The sequence below is a fragment of the Pseudooceanicola onchidii genome, assembly GCF_004959925.1.
Taxonomy (GTDB): Bacteria; Pseudomonadota; Alphaproteobacteria; order Rhodobacterales; family Rhodobacteraceae; genus Pseudooceanicola; species Pseudooceanicola onchidii.
Genome location: NZ_SPUW01000004.1, coordinates 102307 through 118369, shown reverse-complemented (window position 1 = coordinate 118369; position 16063 = coordinate 102307). Strand labels below are relative to the sequence as shown.

Annotated in this window: 15 protein-coding genes; 1 reads left to right on the top strand and 14 read right to left on the bottom strand. The window is 64.2% G+C overall.

The window, feature by feature from the left end:
• Positions 1-7: 7 nt before the first annotated feature.
• The 6 genes from E4S58_RS17330 to E4S58_RS17305 all read right to left on the bottom strand — a co-directional run bounded on the left by E4S58_RS17330 (position 8) and on the right by E4S58_RS17305 (position 6279).
• A complete protein-coding gene (locus E4S58_RS17330) occupies positions 8-1402 on the bottom strand; it encodes an NAD-dependent succinate-semialdehyde dehydrogenase (RefSeq protein WP_136637727.1) in 1395 nt (464 codons plus the stop codon).
• The gene (locus tag E4S58_RS17325) at positions 1399-2919 is read right to left on the bottom strand and encodes a tripartite tricarboxylate transporter permease (RefSeq protein ID WP_136637726.1); all 1521 of its coding nucleotides are present in this window, start codon (positions 2917-2919) and stop codon (positions 1399-1401) included. Before E4S58_RS17325 ends, E4S58_RS17330 begins: the two co-directional genes overlap by 4 nt.
• A gap of 3 nt (positions 2920-2922) precedes the next feature.
• Positions 2923-3459 carry a tripartite tricarboxylate transporter TctB family protein gene (locus E4S58_RS17320; RefSeq protein ID WP_136637725.1) on the bottom strand — a complete coding sequence of 179 codons (537 nt, stop codon included), beginning with the start codon at positions 3457-3459 and terminating at the stop codon, positions 2923-2925.
• Entirely contained in the window at positions 3459-4412 is a 954-nt protein-coding gene (locus E4S58_RS17315; RefSeq protein ID WP_136637724.1) for a tripartite tricarboxylate transporter substrate-binding protein, read from the bottom strand. Before E4S58_RS17315 ends, E4S58_RS17320 begins: the two co-directional genes overlap by 1 nt.
• A 107-nt stretch (positions 4413-4519) precedes the next feature.
• Positions 4520-5260 (bottom strand): GntR family transcriptional regulator, encoded by a 741-nt coding sequence (locus E4S58_RS17310; protein ID WP_136637723.1) that lies wholly within the window; start codon positions 5258-5260, stop codon positions 4520-4522.
• A complete protein-coding gene (locus E4S58_RS17305) occupies positions 5260-6279 on the bottom strand; it encodes an amidohydrolase family protein (protein ID WP_169052721.1) in 1020 nt (339 codons plus the stop codon). The genes E4S58_RS17310 and E4S58_RS17305 overlap by 1 nt, the downstream gene beginning before the upstream one ends.
• Before the next feature lie 184 nt (positions 6280-6463).
• Between E4S58_RS17305 and E4S58_RS18160 the strand changes: the two genes are divergently transcribed.
• Positions 6464-6673: a DDE-type integrase/transposase/recombinase gene (locus tag E4S58_RS18160; RefSeq protein ID WP_136637721.1), complete on the top strand. Its 210-nt coding sequence runs from the start codon at positions 6464-6466 to the stop codon at positions 6671-6673.
• Positions 6674-6744: 71 nt separating this feature from the next.
• On the opposite strand, the gene E4S58_RS17295 is transcribed toward E4S58_RS18160, so the two are convergent.
• From E4S58_RS17295 to E4S58_RS17260, 8 genes are all read right to left on the bottom strand, one after another.
• Complete coding sequence (locus tag E4S58_RS17295; RefSeq protein ID WP_136637720.1) at positions 6745-7677, bottom strand: SMP-30/gluconolactonase/LRE family protein; 933 nt, start codon at positions 7675-7677, stop codon at positions 6745-6747.
• A complete protein-coding gene (locus E4S58_RS17290) occupies positions 7670-9193 on the bottom strand; it encodes a tripartite tricarboxylate transporter permease (protein ID WP_420821288.1) in 1524 nt (507 codons plus the stop codon). Before E4S58_RS17290 ends, E4S58_RS17295 begins: the two co-directional genes overlap by 8 nt.
• Before the next feature lie 2 nt (positions 9194-9195).
• A complete protein-coding gene (locus E4S58_RS17285) occupies positions 9196-9654 on the bottom strand; it encodes a tripartite tricarboxylate transporter TctB family protein (RefSeq protein ID WP_136637718.1) in 459 nt (152 codons plus the stop codon).
• A 68-nt stretch (positions 9655-9722) separates the two neighbouring features.
• On the bottom strand, positions 9723-10985 hold the full coding sequence (locus E4S58_RS17280) for an SDR family oxidoreductase (protein WP_136637717.1): 1263 nt from the start codon (positions 10983-10985) through the stop codon (positions 9723-9725).
• Positions 10986-10993: 8 nt separating this feature from the next.
• Positions 10994-11743, bottom strand: a complete 750-nt coding sequence (locus E4S58_RS17275) for an SDR family NAD(P)-dependent oxidoreductase (protein ID WP_136637716.1) — start codon at positions 11741-11743, stop codon at positions 10994-10996.
• Positions 11736-12728 (bottom strand): acyl-CoA dehydrogenase family protein, encoded by a 993-nt coding sequence (locus E4S58_RS17270; RefSeq protein WP_136637715.1) that lies wholly within the window; start codon positions 12726-12728, stop codon positions 11736-11738. Before E4S58_RS17270 ends, E4S58_RS17275 begins: the two co-directional genes overlap by 8 nt.
• Before the next feature lie 2 nt (positions 12729-12730).
• Positions 12731-13924, bottom strand: a complete 1194-nt coding sequence (locus E4S58_RS17265) for an acyl-CoA dehydrogenase family protein (RefSeq protein WP_136637714.1) — start codon at positions 13922-13924, stop codon at positions 12731-12733.
• Positions 13921-16062, bottom strand: coding sequence for an acetate--CoA ligase family protein (locus tag E4S58_RS17260; RefSeq protein WP_136637713.1), 2142 nt, complete (start codon positions 16060-16062; stop codon positions 13921-13923). The genes E4S58_RS17265 and E4S58_RS17260 overlap by 4 nt, the downstream gene beginning before the upstream one ends.
• Between the last annotated feature and the right edge of the window lies 1 nt (position 16063).

Genomic DNA, 16063 nt, shown 5'->3' with positions numbered 1-16063 from the left:
CGTCGTCTCAGGAACTTGCAGGGCCGACCCATAGGGTCTTGGTGTTGGTGAATTCGCGGATACCCCAGGCGCCTAGTTCGCGGCCGTAGCCCGACTGTTTTATTCCACCGAAGGGCAGCCGCGGATCCGAGGCGACCAGGCCGTTGACAAAGACCGCCCCTGCCTCGATCCGGCGGGCCAGCGTCCGGGCCCGGTCGAGGTCTGCGGTCCACAGCCCGGCCCCCAAACCGAATTCCGTCGCGTTCGCCTGCGCCACGGCGGTGTCCGCATCGGGCACGCGGACAATGGCCGCGACGGGTCCGAAAGTTTCTTCGCGAAAAACCGGGTTGTCCGGGGTGACATGATCTAGAACGGTCGGCTGATAGAAGGCACCTGGCCCGTCCAGCGGCGCGCCGCCGGTGCGCAGCGTCGCGCCGTCGGTCAGGGCGCGGGTAACCTGGTCGTGAAGTTCGTCACGCAGGTTGGCGCGGGCCATCGACCCCTGGGTGTTCGAGCGGTCGAAGGGATCACCGACTTTCAGCGCCGCGGCGCCCGCGGTGAATGCATCGGCGAAACGGTCGGCGATGGCATCGACGACGATAAAGCGCTTGGCCGCGATGCAGCTTTGCCCCGTGTTCTGAAACCGGGATTTGACGGCAACGGCGACGGCGGCATCGATATCGGCATCCTCAAGAACGATGAACGGATCCGAACCACCCAGCTCAAGCACCTGTTTCTTCAGCAGACCCCCGGCCTGGGCGGCGACCTGCGCACCAACTTCGGTAGATCCGGTGAGGGTCACCGCTGCGACGCGAGGATCAGCCAGAACACCGCGCACAGCCCCCGACCCTATCATGAGCGTGGCCGTCAAGCCCTCGGGGGCCCCGGCAGCGGCCATGACATCGGCAATCGCCAGGGCACATTGCGGCACGTTGCTGGCATGTTTCAGCAGGGTTGCATTCCCCGCAGCAAGGGCCGGTGCGGCAAAGCGGAAGAACTGCCAGAACGGATAGTTCCAGGGCATGACCGCAAGAACCGATCCGAGAGGATCGAACACGACCTCGGAGTGGCTTGCCCCCGAGGCAATGACCTCGCCTTTCAGATAGGCCGCGGCTTGGTCACGGTAATGCTCGCAGCACCAGGCGCATTTCTCGATTTCAGCCTCGGCCTCGGCGATCGGTTTGCCCATTTCCAGCGTGATCAGACATGCGTAGTCCGCCGCACCGGAGCGCAACGCCTTGGCCATCCTGTCAAGCAATCCGCAGCGCTCTTCGATCGTCAGCCGCGCCCAGTCAGACTGTGCAGCAGCGGTGGCGGCAAGCTTTGCCTCGATGACCGAGGCGCTGTCGGACGAGAATTCGGCCAGCGTCTCTCCGGTCGCGGGATTGATCGACAGGATCGGCGGCGTGGTGCGTGTGTTCATGATACGGGTTCCTCAAGGTTCGCCGAGGTGGAATTGGCCTGTTCCGCCCGTCGCATGCGCATCAGGATGACCACGGCGACAAGCGTCAGGATTATCAGCACGACCGAGGCAGGGCGGCTCAGCAGGTCGCCGATCCCGGACATCGAAGCGAAGGAGACGGCGAGCTGGTTTTCGAGCGTCCGGCCCAGCACGAAGGCCAGTGCGCAGGGCAGGATCGGGATACCGGCCAGAAGCATCACGGTGACAACGCCAGTCCCACCCAGAAGAACGAATACAGAGGTCAGACTGGTCCCGCTGGCATAGCTTCCGAAGATCGCGGCAGCCGTAACGAATGTGGCGATCAGGCCCTTGGGAAGCTTGAGTGTCAGTGCGAACTGACGGGCCAGCAGCACGCCGACGATCATCATCAACACGTTGATCACGATGAACCCTGCGAAAAGCGCATAGATGACTTCGCCGTTGGTGATGAAGATCAGGGGGCCGGGGGCCACGTTGTGCATGGTCAGCGCGCCCAGCATCACGGCAGCCGGTGCGCTGCCCGGAATGCCCAGGCCGATCAGTGGGATCAGCGATCCGCCCACAGTTGCGTTGTTGGCGCTTTCTGCCGCGATCAGCCCATGTTCACTGCCCCCGCCGAACTTCGGATCCTTGCTGAACCGTTTTTCCATCGTATGCGCCAGGATTGGCGAGGTTTCGACCCCGACGGCCGGCAGGATGCCGATCCCCAGCCCCAGGGTCGAGGCCCGCAGGACGGACCACTTGTGCCGGAACGTCGCGGCAGCGGTTCCGAAAAAGCTGAGGTGATCGGTCGTCTCAACTGCCGTCCGGGTGCCGTGCAACGCATCGACGGCCAGGCGAATGACCTGCGGCGCAGCGAAGAAGGCCAGAAGGACAGGCACCAGCGGCAACCCGCCCCGCAATTCGGCGATACCGAATGTCAGGCGCTCTCCCACGGCGACGGGGTCGTAGCCCACCATCGCGAACATCAGCCCAAGCGCCGTCGCGCCGAATCCGGCGAAGAGGTTCTGCGGTGACATCAGGATGACAAGCAGCAGGCTGAAAACGATCAGCAGCGAGAATTCGGAAGGGCCAAAACTGAGCGCCACGCGCGCCAGTGCAGGCGTCATCGTCACAAGCGCGATGGCCGAGAGCAGACCGCCCAGTCCCGACGCAAAGGCAGAAATCTGCAGTGCCCGGTTCGCCTGGCCCTGCCGGGCCATCCCGTAGCCCTCGACCGCTGTCATGACAGAGGCGGCAGTGCCGGGAATGCCCAGAACCACGGCCGATATTGACCCCCCGTAAATGCCAGCCACGTAAAGCGCGCTGAGAAGGATCAGCGCCGCGTCGGGCGGCATCAGGAATGTCACGGGCAGGAAAAGCGCAATGGCGAGTGTTGCGTTGAGGCCCGGAATGGCGCCGAAGATGATGCCGACGATCACGCCGCCCACTGCCGCCAGAAGGCAATCCGGACGCAGCGCGACGGCCAGGCCATCAATGAGATGCTCGAAACCGCCCATAGGTCAGCCTTTCGGAATGCTCTGGATGACCAGCCGGTCCAGCGGACCAAGTGGCAGGCCGACATAGAGCACCCTCTGGAAGAAGATGAAGATCAGCACCGCGATGATCGCGGCAATGGGAAACGTCAGCCAGGGGCGCGCACGTGCAAGCGCGACCGCCGAAACTGTCATCGCCAGCGTGGCGGAGACCAGGAACCCGACCAGCGGAAGGACAAGCCCGAAGACCAGCCAAGTCGCCGCGAACAGCCCCAGCCGCATCTTGTTCGACCGGCTGAGCGATCCGGCGAGGTTTTCGCCCCAGTCCGGTGACGGCATTTTGACTGACCGGATCAGGGCAGGCCCCGCAGTCAACGCGGCGAACGCGACGACCAGAAGCGGGAAGCCCTGATCGGGCCATCTTCGCACCCCTTCCGTGGCAAGAATGTCTTTCAGCAGCACCCCGGCAAGGGCGAGGATTGCGACATGGGCCGCAATCCTCACGATCCGGGCGGCTGCGGACGGGACGGACGCACCGTCCGGTATGTCCGTCCGGTCGGCCATCAGCCCTTCGCCGCCGCGAGCAGGTCTTTCACAATCGCCTCGAACTCACCGTACTTGGCCTTGGCGGCCTCGTGACCGACGGGATCGACGCGGATCGTCTTTTCAAGGAAGATCTCCTTGCCCTTCTCGCTTTCCATGACCTCGGTCATGGTGTCGGCGATACAGCTCTTGATGTCGTCCGGCACGGCCGAGGGGACCAGCACCACACGATAGGACCCCCAAACGTTGGTCGGGAAATCGTAGCCTTCCGCACCAAGCGCGGGAATGGACCCGTCTGCCCAGTAGGGAACGTTGTTTGCAAATCCGATCGGCACCATCACGTCACCGTCGAAATACTGCTTGGCCTCGCCATAGAAGCTGGGCGCGATATCAACGGACCCGTTGAGCAGGCCGCCGAGCCGGTTGACGCCACCCGACAGAGGCACGCGCGCCATTTCATAGCCGTCCTTTGCCTGCAGCTTGTCGCCCATCAGGCCCTGCTCTGAACCCGGACTGAACGCGTAGCGCAGTTTTCCCGCCTTGCCCTTTTCGGTCAGGCTTTCCAGGGTTTCACCCTTTTTGGCCACGAACAGCCACGGATCGAAGGCGATTGTCTCGACCACTTCGAGCGAACCGGGCTCGAGCGAATTGCGTTCGTCCTGATCGTTCAGCACGGCTGCCATCAGCGGCATGACCCCGATCGTATAGCCGTCAGTGGGCGCCTGGGACGCCAGGTAGTCCTGACCTGTCACAGTGCCCGCGCCGGTGCGGTTCGCCACCCGCAGGTCCCAGCCCGCGACGGCCTTGACCGCTTCGGCCAGGGTGCGCGAACTGACATCGACCGCTCCACCCGCACCATAGGGCACGACGACTTCGATCGGACGTTCGGGGAAACTGCCGCAATCCGCCGCGACTGCTGCGGATGTGGCCAACGCCGCGACGGCGGTTGCCGCCATTGTAATATGTAGTTTCATCTTTCCTCCCACGGCCGGTCACCGGCCTCTCTTATAACTCTTATATAAGAGATATATGACCTATAGAACAACGAAAAATGTTTACTTGAAATCAGTGGCTTATAATATCATCCGCGATCAATGCGGTAATCGTGGCCCGATGTGTCGCAGAGACTGACTCGCCATTCGACGGGCCGCCGGTTCATCGCGTACGCAACCCGGTCAATCTCAAGCAATGGAGCACCTACAGGCATGTCGAGAAGGTCCGCTTCCTCTTCTGTCACGGACGCGGCCCGCAAGCTTTCGTCCGCTTCGACGACGGTGACGCGATACTCTGTCTCATAGTACCGAAACAGGTGGTCAGGAGGCGGCGCGTGCCGGGCCAGTCCGGGAAGCACGGCCTCGGAAACGACAAGTCGTTCGACAATCGTCGGACGTTCCCGGAACAGGCGCAGGCGCGTCAGACGCCGGACCGGAGAGCCCACGGTAATCGCCAGTTTGCGCGCTTCGATGTCTGTCGCCTGCCCGTCGACGGCCTCGATCAGGCGCGCGGCGGGCATTTCCTGCCGACCGTCATGGGCCACCATGTTGAAGAACAGGAACAGGGACCGCCGGTCTTCCATCTCGGAAACGAAGGTCCCAAGGCCCTGGCGCCGGACGACCAGCCCCTCGGCGACAAGCCCGTCAAGCGCCCGGCGCACGGTGCCCTGGCTTACGCCCAGTTCCTTGGCCAGCTGCATTTCGCTCGGCAGCATGGCACCCGGGGGATAGACGTTTTCGACCAGCCGTTTGCGGACGATGCTGTCGACCATCTCGTAAAGCGGTACATCGCGCGGAGAACGCGACCGGCGGGCGGCCTGGCGGGCCACTACGCGGGCACCTTTCCGAACGCGCCGGGCAAAAAACGTTCGATCGTATCGGTCATGACCGCAGCCCGTACCGCAGGGGCAAGCCCCAGACTGTCCACAACTGGCACCATGTCATATTGCCCCATGTCGAACGGATAATCCGTGCCCATCAACACCCGGTCCTCGCCCACGGTGTCCAGCAGGAACCGCAGCGGTTCGGGCGCGTGGAGGATAGTGTCATAGGTCAGCTTGTCCAGTGACGCCTGCGGGTGACCCTTCAATCGTTTCCTGGGCTCGTCCCGGACGTTCCAGCCGTGCACGAACCGACCCGCCTGATAGGGCGTGAAGCCACCGCCATGGGACATGAAGAAGGTGATGTTGGGGAACCTCTCGATAACCCCGCCGAAGACAAGACAGGCGGCCGCAATCGTGGTGTCCAGTGGATTGCCGATGATGTTCTTCATGTAGTAGTCGCGCTGCCGGTCGATGCCCGCCACGTGGATCGGATGCACCAGGATGAAGGCGCTCAGTTTGTCCGCCGCGGCCCAGAAGGGATCAAGCGCGGGGTCGTCCAGGTTCTTGCCGCCGATGTTGGTGCCGATCATCGCCCCACCCAATCCCTTTTCGCGCATGGCGCGGGTCAGCTCGGCGGCGGCAAGGTCGGGCGCCTGCATCGGCGCGGTGGCCAGCCCGGCGAAACGGTTGGGATCGTTAGCGCACATCTTGGAAATCTGATCGTTCTGGATGCGGGAAATGGCCAGCGTGCCGTCCGGATCGGACCCGTAGAGAAGTGTTTGCGGACAGACGGCGACCACCTGGCGGTCGATCTTCATGCGCGCCATGTCCGCCAGCCGCCGCTCCAGATCCCAAGCGCCCCGCGGGAAGGGATTCTGGACCACGTCGCCCATTTCCAGGATCGCGCCCTCATCGTCGATCGGCGTCAGTTTCGGCGCAAGCTCAGGCACTTCGCGTTGCAGGATTGCGACGGTTTCAGACGACAGGACATGGGAATGGGCATCGGTGACAACAGTGTTCGGCATGGGTTCTCCGTTGGCATCGTCGTTGCGATGCATATCTTGTAACTCTTATATAAGAATTACGCCGACGGGTCCGAAAGTGTCAACCGCAGACCGCAGACCGTCGCCGCTGATGCAAGGGTATGGCGGATGTCGATGATCTGCTCGCCGAGCTTCGTATATTGGTTAGCCGGGAAACCGTGCGCAGATGGGGGACCGATTTTGTCAGAATCCCGAAGATTGCAATAAGCTTGACCGGCCCGCTGCGGGAGATAAGCGACATCTCGATGAAGTTGTCCTGCCGGTCATCGACACAAAGTTGTGGCTGTGGCGGGCTGTGGATCGGAGCGGAGATGTGCTAAACGATCTGGTGCAGCCAAGGCGAAACGCCAAAGCGGCCAACCGTTTCTTGCAGTAGCTAATTGCCCGTTTTGTCCAGCCACAAGCTGTCGTTACGGACAAGTTGCGCAGCTGTATCAAACCGATCTGTCAGGTGTCCCCGGTCTGGCCGAAACGCTTGTCGGGCAGGCCCTTTGCCCCAAGCCTTTCGACGGCGAAAAGATGACCTCCGAGGGGATGGTGGGAAACGGCGCGCCCGGTGCCCGAATCCTTGATGGACGTAACGTACAGCACGTCCATAGAAGGTCCTCCGAAGGCCACGCAGGACGGCAGGTCCGTCGGTGCGGCGAAACTGTCGATCAGGCGACCCTGGGGATCGAAACACCCGATCCGCGCGGTATGGATCAGTGTCGCCCAAAGGTTTCCGTCGCGGTCGACGGTCGCACCGTCGGTGCCCGAGTTCAGCGCAGAGGTGTCGATGTGAACTCTCGGCGCTTTCGCCTCTCCGGTTCTGATGTCGTAATCGCAGGCGTAGACCCTGCGCGCGGCCGTATCCGAGAAATACAGCGTCTCGCCTTCGGGGCTGAAGCAGACGCCGTTGCCGACCAGGATGCCTTCGTGCAGAATCCGATGTCGCCCGTCAGGATGGATTTGATGAACCTGCCCGGTCGGCTGCCGATCGGTCGAGATGTCGGCAACGATGAAGCGACCCTGGCGGTCTGTCGTGCCATCATTCAACCGCAGCGGTGACGCCGGCGGACCTAGATCGAGGACCACCAACTGTATCGGCTCGCCCGGGCGAAACAGCACAACGGACCGTTCCAGCGCGACCAGGACACAGCCGTCTTCCGCCAGCGCTATGGACCCGACGTGGCCCCTGAACCCGAAGCTTTCGGGTTGCGGATCCTTGTCGGTGACCGTCATCCTGCGGACCTGCCCCGCGGCACCGTCGATCCACCACAGGCAGTCCTGATCCGCGTCCCAGACCGGTGTTTCGCCCAGAAGGTCAGGCTTTCGCGTCACCTGCGTGAAACGGATGATCGGCGCCTGATCGGCATGGCCAGGTTGCGCGAGCTCAGACATTGTGGCTCTCCGCAGAGACCATCTTGCGACTTAGAACTTTGCGCAGGCCCTGCACGACGTAGTAGCCGATGATCAGGAACGTCGCGACCATGATGGTTCCCGAGATCGGCCGCGCCAAAAAGGTCGATACCTCTCCGTTGGAGATCACCAGCGCGCGGCGGAAGTTCTCCTCCATCATGGGCCCGAGCACGAAGCCCAGGAGCAAAGGCGCAACTTCGAAGTTCAGCGCCTTCATGCCCCAGCCGAGGAAGCCGAAAGCCAGCAGGACGAACAGGTCCATGACCTGGTAGTTGACTGAATAGATGCCGATGCAGACGAAGGCGACAATGACGGGAAACAGCAGGTTGTAGGGGATCGACAGGATCCGCACCCAGATTCCGATCAGCGGCAGGTTCAACACCAAAAGGAAGACGTTGCCGATCACGAAGCTGACCACCAGCCCCCAGAACAGGTCGGGGCTGTCCGAGATCACGCTTGGCCCCGGAAGAATGCCGTGGATCATCATCACGCCCAGCATGATGGCCATGACCGGGTCACCGGGAATGCCAAGTGACAGGGTCGGGATGAAGGCGGACTGGACCGCTGCGTTGTTTGCGGCTTCGGGGGCGGTGACGCCTTCGATGGCACCCTTGCCGAACTCCTCGGGATGTCGCGAAATCTTCTTCTCGGTCGCGTAGGAAATGAAGGTCGCCACGACGCCGCCGGTTCCGGGCAACGCCCCGAAGAACGACCCGATCGCAGACCCCCTTAGCATCGGCATGGCCGTCCGTTTCCATTGCGCGCGCGTCGGTAGCATCGATCGGAAACTGATGTCCTTTGCGCTGGCAGAGGATCGTACCACCCTGCCCGCGTTCGCGATGATTTCGGGCAGACCGAACAATCCGATCGCAATGGCGACCAATGGCAGGCCATCGAAGAATTCAGGCATGCCGAAGGTGAACCGCGCGACGCCAGAGTTCAGGTCAAGCCCGACGAGACCAAGCGCAAGCCCGAGCGTCACGGCGGCCAGGGACCGGATCGAGCGGCCGGAGCCGATCAGCGATGCCGCGATCAGCCCGAGGAACATGAGCGCAAAGTATTCCTGCGGCCCGAACTGAAGCGCGACGCGCGCCAGTGGCACCGAGAACAATGACAGCAGAACCACCCCGAACATCGATCCGAAGCACGATGCGATCGCGGTGACGAACAACGCCAGGCCGGCCTGCCCCTTCTGTGCCATCGGGTATCCGTCAATGCCGGTGACCGCGCTTGTGGCCGTTCCGGGAAGGTTCAGCAGGATTGATGCCGTGGAGCCGCCATAGGCCGCCCCGTAATAGATGCCCGCCAGCATGATCAGCGCATAGTTCGCGTCCACGTGGAAGGTGATGGGAAGCAGCATCGCAAGCGTCGCCATGGTCCCGATCCCCGGCAGAACGCCGACCAGGGTACCAAGGGTCACGCCAAGGAAACAGTATCCCAGGCCCGCCATCGACGCCGCGACGCCAAGCCCGATTCCGAGGTTGTGAAACAGCTCCATCATCACACGAACGCCTTGATCTGAAGGCCAAGCGCAAGGTTGAAGATCAACCAGCAGGTTCCGGCAGTGACCACCGCAAGGATGACGGCGGTCACCAGGTTTGTGGCCCTATTGGCCAAGGCGGACAGGAAGACGGCCAGCCCGACGGCAGGCACTAGCCCCGCCCTTTCGATCAGCACTGCGAAGGCGAGGAAGGCCGCCGTTACCATGACAACGCCGCGCTTGTCTGCAAATTGCGACTTGTCGGTTTCGCCCTCCGCCGGCGACGGTTCCGACAGAACGACAAGCAAGACTCCGAGGACGCACATGCACATGGCCAGCAGCATCGGAAAATACCCCGGGCCCATGCTTCGGACCGTGCCCAGGCGATAGCCCACGGCTTCGACCAGGATGAACGCCCCTAGGCCCGCGGTTACAGCGCCGGCAATCAGGTCCTCTCGTCTGTCTTTCAGCAGTTGCATGTCAGATCCTCCTCCCGACAGCTGTGTCGCTTGTGTGGTGTCCAGCCTGCGGCGGCAGGTCCTGTCCCTCAGCCTTCGGCCCCGGCGCGGATCAGCTGACCCGTCACGTAGCCCGCAGCACCTGACGTCAGGTACGCCGCCAGCCCGGCCAGGCCGTCCAGGCTGTCACCCGACCAACCGATCGTGTTGACCCGATATCCCCGTGACCCCCATTCGATGGCCAGCAGCCGGGCCATCATGTCCATCGCAGCGGTGACGACAGGGTCCGTCGCGCGGACCGACATAAGAAGTGTGAACCCCCTTGGCGGGGCAAGCTCTTCGATCTGCCCCGCGATGGCCCGTGCCCGGGCGAGGGCCGATGCCGTGTCCATCGCTGTCAACCCACCAAGATCGATCACCGCCGAAGCCGACCTGAAGGTCCCGAGGTCCGCGACCGTTTCGACATGCGATGCGTCATCCAGGGTGTCCGCGACGCGGGCCGCGTCAGACGACGCGCCGATCACCACCAGCCTGCCGCCCTCCGGAGCGTCCGTGTATCCCGCGTCCTGCGGTTGCACGGTGGCGCCTCCGGACGCACCGGTCCCACCATCGACGGCCAGGCATTTGCCCGCCATCACGGCCCCTAGCGGAGAGGCAAGGAACGCCACGCCCTGCGCGATATCCTCGGGCGTGCCAAGCCGACCGAGCGGTATGGTCGACGCCGCGACGACCGGATCCAGCCGACCGTTCGCGATCAGGCTTTCAACCAGTTCGGTGCGGACATACCCCGGCGCCACGGCGCAGACCCGCTGTCCTAGCGGCCGCGCCCGGCTGTTCATCATTTCCGTCAGTGCAACGACCCCCGCCTTCGTCGCGCTGTAGGCGCCGCGCAGCGGCAGGGCCCTGTAAGCCGCGCCCGAGGCGAGGTTGACCGTCACGCCGCCCTGCCCCAGTACGACCTGACCGGCCCGGCAAATCGCTTCGACACTTCCCAGGTTCACCGCGACGAGCCTGTCGAAATCCGTGTCGGGGATCTCTCCGATTCGGCGTCCCGACGTGTCGGTGATGCCGGCATTGTTGACGATGACATCGAGCCCGCCAAGCGCCTGCGCCGCCCGTTCCGGCAGGGTCGCTGCCGCCGACAGATCGGACAGATCGACATCCAGCGCGACATGCCCCTGACCCAGCTCCGCGACCCGGTCCCGGGCCGCAGCGATGTTGATGTCCGCAAGCGCGATGGTCAGGCCCTGCGCTGCCAGCGCCCGACTGATGGCCCAGCCGATCCCCGTCGCACCGCCGGTCACAAGCGCGCGGCGGGGATGAGCGTGTTTATCTGAACGGTTCGCGGACATGGGCGGCCTCAGAGGTTGGCGCTGAAGATCCCGCCGTCGACCAACAGCACCTGACCGGTGATGAAGTCGCTTTCGGGGGCGCAAAGATAAGTCACCGCACGCGCGATGTCGTCGACGGTGCCCAGGCGGCCAAGCGGCGTGGCGGCGATCCGCTTTGCATCAAGCTCAGCATTGCGGTGCTTCTGGGTGCCTTCGGTCGGAATGGCCGACGGGGCCACGGCGTTGACGCGGATCTTGCTTGCGCCAAGTTCGGCCGATGCCGCGCGGGTCAGGCCGGTGACCCCGGCCTTGATGCCGCTGTAGACCAGCGAACGGGGCGCGGACCGGAAGGCCGCCGCAGAGGCGACGTTGACGATCGCGCCACCACGCGCCGGGTCCATGACCTCGGCCGCGGCCTGAATGCCCCAGATGATCGAGGTGAACCCGATCTGCACCATCCTCTCGACCGTTTCCGGCGCGATATCCGGGATCGCCTGATACCGCACCCAGGCCGCGTTGTTGACCAGAACATCAAGCTGCCCGGCCTCTTGCATCACCTTGTCCACGGCTTCACGCACCCCGTCACGGGTCGCAACGTTCTGGACGACCGGAATCGCCTTGCCGCCCATGGCTTCGATTTCGGCCACGGTTTCTTCGACGAACTCGGGTTTCAGGTCGTTGATCCCGACGGTCCAGCCGCGGGCAGCCATGAGCTTGGCGCTGGCTTTGCCGATGCCGTGCCCGGCACCGGTGATAAGTGCGACGGTCTTGTCAGCCATGGGCCGGCTCCTTTTCCTTGTCCTGACCCGACAGCAGCTGCTGCATCACGTCTTCTTTCAGTTCTGCCGCTTTCCCCTGGGCTGCCAGCGTGCGGGCAAACCGCAGGTGACGGTGCAGCGGCACGTCCCAGGTAAAGCCCATGCCCCCGTGCACCTGGATGGCATTTTCAGCCACGAAAGCCCCAAGGTCGCACGACCCGACAAAGGTTGCCCGGGCCGCGGCGACGGGGGTCTCGCAATGTGCGGACAGGCTGCGTGCAATCGAATTGCGGATGGTCTCGACCGCCAGGCACTGGCGCGCGAGGTGATGCTGGACCGCCTGGTAGGCCGACAGGGGCTTGCCGAACTGGACCCGTTCCTGTGCATAGTCGGCCGCCCGTTTCAGCGCATCTTCGGACGCGCCGAGGATCAGGGCCGACCGCAGGATCTGCGCCGCGTGCAGCAGTGCCTTGACCTGCGTCGCGTCAAGCGTCGGTCCGTTGACGTCCTTCACCGTGATCGTGGCTTCGGGACGTTCCAGATCGAGACTGTCGTCCGCCTGTGCCTCGGCCCCGTCTCCGAGCGTGACCAGAACCGCAGTTCCATCGGTGCGGAACACAAGCACACTGGCGACCTCGGCCCCAAGCGGCGCGCGTCCGACGACACCACCCTGGCCCGAGATTTCACCGACCCAAGCGATGGTTGCCAGGGTCTTTCCCCCGGCGATTTCAGCCGCGACATCCTGGCCGGCAAAGGCGCGGGCCAGCAGCATGGTTTCCAGCAGCGGCGCGGCAAGGAAACCGGCCCCCGCCTCGCGCAGGACGGGCACGGCGTAGTCCAGTGCAAGGCCCATTCCCCCGTCATCCTCGGGTGCAAGGATCCCGGTCAGGCCGGCCTCTGCAAGAAGGGCGATCCGGGCGGGCAGATCGGCGGCGGTTGCGCAGGCTTCCATCACTGCGCGGGCGGTATCCGAGAAATCCTCGGGAGAGAAATCGAGATCGGACATCGTCACTTCCCCTGGTTCAGTTTCAGGATGCGCTTGGCGATGATGCCCAGCTGAATTTCGGTTGTTCCGGCATAGATCGTTTCGGCCCGCGCCTTCATGTAGATGTCCTCCATGCGGCGACGTACGGCGCGCAGCGGATCGGACATGTCCGGCGGGAACCGCGACACGATCTCAAGCGCGAGGGTGGCGAAATTCTGGTGTGCCTCGCTCCAGAACAGCTTGGGCAGAGATCCACGGGGACCGATTTCGTTGCCGTCGATCAGCGATCCGACCAGCGTTTCGACGTGGCCTTTCAGCAGATCGATGTTCACCGACACGTCAGCCAGCTGCCGGGCATAGTCGACCTCGACCAGCTTGCGGGTGGCCGGATTGGCCGCACAGGCCGACACCAGGTGGTTCAGCTGATTCTCGAACCGCCAGGACCGGTGCATCCGGTTGGTGGCCCGTTCTATCGACAGCACACGGGTTGCCGCGGCCCAGCCTTCGTCCGGCGACCCCAGCATGTCCTCTTCCGGGATCACGACGTTGTTGAAGAAGACTTCGCAGAAGGATCTCTCTCCGTCGATCGACTGGATTTCCCGGATGTCCACGCCGGGCGTGTCCGTGCGCAATGCGAACAACACCAGCCCGCGATGCCGGTCCTCGACCGATCCGGTCCGGGCGAGAAGCAGGCAGCGGCTGGATTTCGACGCGCCCGAGGTCCAGATCTTCTGGCCATTCACGACCCAGCCATCGGCGGTCTTTTCTGCCTTCGTGCGCAGCCCGGCCAGATCCGACCCGGCGTTCGGCTCGGAAAAGCCCTGGCACCAGATATCGCGCATCTCGAGAATCGCGGGCAGATAGTCCAGCTTCTGGTCCTCGCGACCCACGGCCATGATGATCGGACCGGCAAGTTCCTTGCCGATCGAGTTCACGCTTTCCGGCATCGGGGTTCGGCCGATCTCGCGGCTGATGTCGAGATGCGCACGCAGGCCAAGGCCGCGCCCGCCATAGGCCTCGGGCCAGGTCGATCCGACAAGACCCGCCTTGTGCAGCCTCGCTTCCCAGTCGCACAGGTCGGCGACCGTCGGCTTATTGTCCTGCAGCATGTCTTCGCGCAGGGCGTCAGGCAGGTTGGCATCCAGCCAGGCCCTGGCTTGCGGGCCGACAGATCGGGTTTCGGAAGGCGCGACGGCCAGGGCGGAGGTCTGGGTCATTCTGCGGCCTCAGCAGTTTGGTCCGCATGCGGCACGATCAGGGCGTCAAGGGCAACGGCGCCCTTCCCTGCGTCCCGGACGAGGAGCGGGTTGATATCAATCTCGGCAACGTCAGCAGCGTGACGCACGGCAAATTCGGACAGCGCGACGATCGCCTTTGCGGCGGCCACGACATCAGCCTTGGGCCGGCCGCGCGCGCCGTCAAGAAGGGCGAAAGACCTGAGCGAGCGCAGCATGGCAATGGCATCCGCCTCGCTGACAGGGGCGGTGCGCAGGGCCGTATCCCGGAAGACCTCGGCATAGATTCCGCCCAGGCCGACCATGATGACCGGACCAAAGATCGGGTCGGTCGTTGTCCCCAGGATCAGTTCGGTGCCCCCCGTGATCATCGGCGCGACAAGCACGCCGTCGACCTTGGCCCCGGGCGCGTTTTTCGCTGCGGCGGCCATGATGCGGTCATACGCCTCGGCGGCTGCCGCGCCGCCGGTGACGCCCAGTTCGACGCCACCGATGTCCGACTTGTGCTGGATTTCCGCGGACAGGATCTTCATGGCGACGGGTTCGCCCATCCGGTCCGCTGCCGCCGCCGCATCTGTGGCCGACGTCACCGTCACCTCTTCGGGGAAGACGAGCCCGGCCCCGGAAAGCGCGGCCTTTGCACCCGCCTCATTGCGTACCGAAGCGCGCGACAAGGCAGCCGGTTCGATCTCGGGGGGCGACACGTGGTCGGCCTCGCGCTGTGCGGTCAACGTGCCGAGATGCGCGAGCCCCTCCATCATGGCGTCGATGGTCGGGAAGGTCAGCACGCCCATGGCGTTCACGATCCGAAGCGCATCGTCCGGACCCGCGACACAGGCTGCGATGACGCGATCAGGATGCGCCGCGCGCGCACGTTCAAGGGCCGAAAGGTAGATGTCGCGCAGGCGTGGCACCTCAAGGCCAAGCGCCATCATCACGCAGGCTACCTCGTTCGCATCATCCGAGATCACGGCGTTCAGCAGGGTCTCGAAGGTTTCGGGATTGGCGGACATCTGCGCGGTGGCGTCGACCGGGTTCACCGGCGAGGCAAGCGGCAGGACTTCCAGGATCTTCGCCTGCGCAGCCGCACCCGTGCGGTTCAGCACCAGGCCGAATTCTTCGGCGGCGTCGGCCATCATGATCCCCAGCCCACCCGACGCTGCGATCATGCTGAGCGAGGCATTGGGGCTGACACGGCGACCCCCAAGCGCGGCAGCGGCACTGCCCAGCTGAACCAGCATTTCCAACGAACGGACCCGAACCGCGCCGTGTTCTGCAAAAACCGCATCAAAGACCTTGTCCGATCCGGCAAGCCCGCCCGTGTGCGACAGCGCCGCGGCCTTGCCCGCGTCCGACGATCCCATCTTCAGAACGATGACCGGTTTGCCCGACGCGCGGGCGGTATCGAGCGCCCGGGTCAGCCGATCGGCATCTCGACAGGTCTCGAGGCAGACAAGGATGACCCGCGTCGCGTCATCTGTCGCAAGCCACGCGATCGCATCCGCGATATCCACGTCGCATTCGTTCCCCGATGCGAGGAACCGGCTGATCCCCGCTCCGCCGCGCCCCAGCATCTTCATCGCCAGGCTGCCGACATTGCCGCTTTGCGACACGATGGCGACCGGCCCTTCAGCTGGCATCTCGGTTTCCAGGGCGACCGAAAATGTTCCGATCGCCTTTTCCGGAACGCTGACCGTGCCCAGGCAGTTCGGCCCCAGGACCCGCATGCCCGTATCGTCCGCCAGGGCCCGCAGGGCGTGCTGGCGCTGCGCGCCTTCCGGCCCCTGCTCGGCGAAGCCCGCCGACAGGACGATCACCGACGGCACGCCGCGCGCGGCACAATCGCGGGCCGCCTGCAGGGCCCCTGCGCCCGGAACCGCGATCAATGCCAGGTCCGGGGTTTCAGGAAGCTCGGAAACGCCTGTGAAGCCGGGCAACCCCTGGATGTCACCGCCCTTGGGGTTCACCGGAAAGATCCGGCCCTGATATCCGTGCTTCTTCAGCAGGTGCACCGGCCGACCGCCCGTCTTGCGGGCGTCGGTGGATGCACCGATGATGGCGATGGAGGACGGACGGAAAATACTGTCCAGCCCCCGGCCCAAGGTCCGATCTGCAGCCATC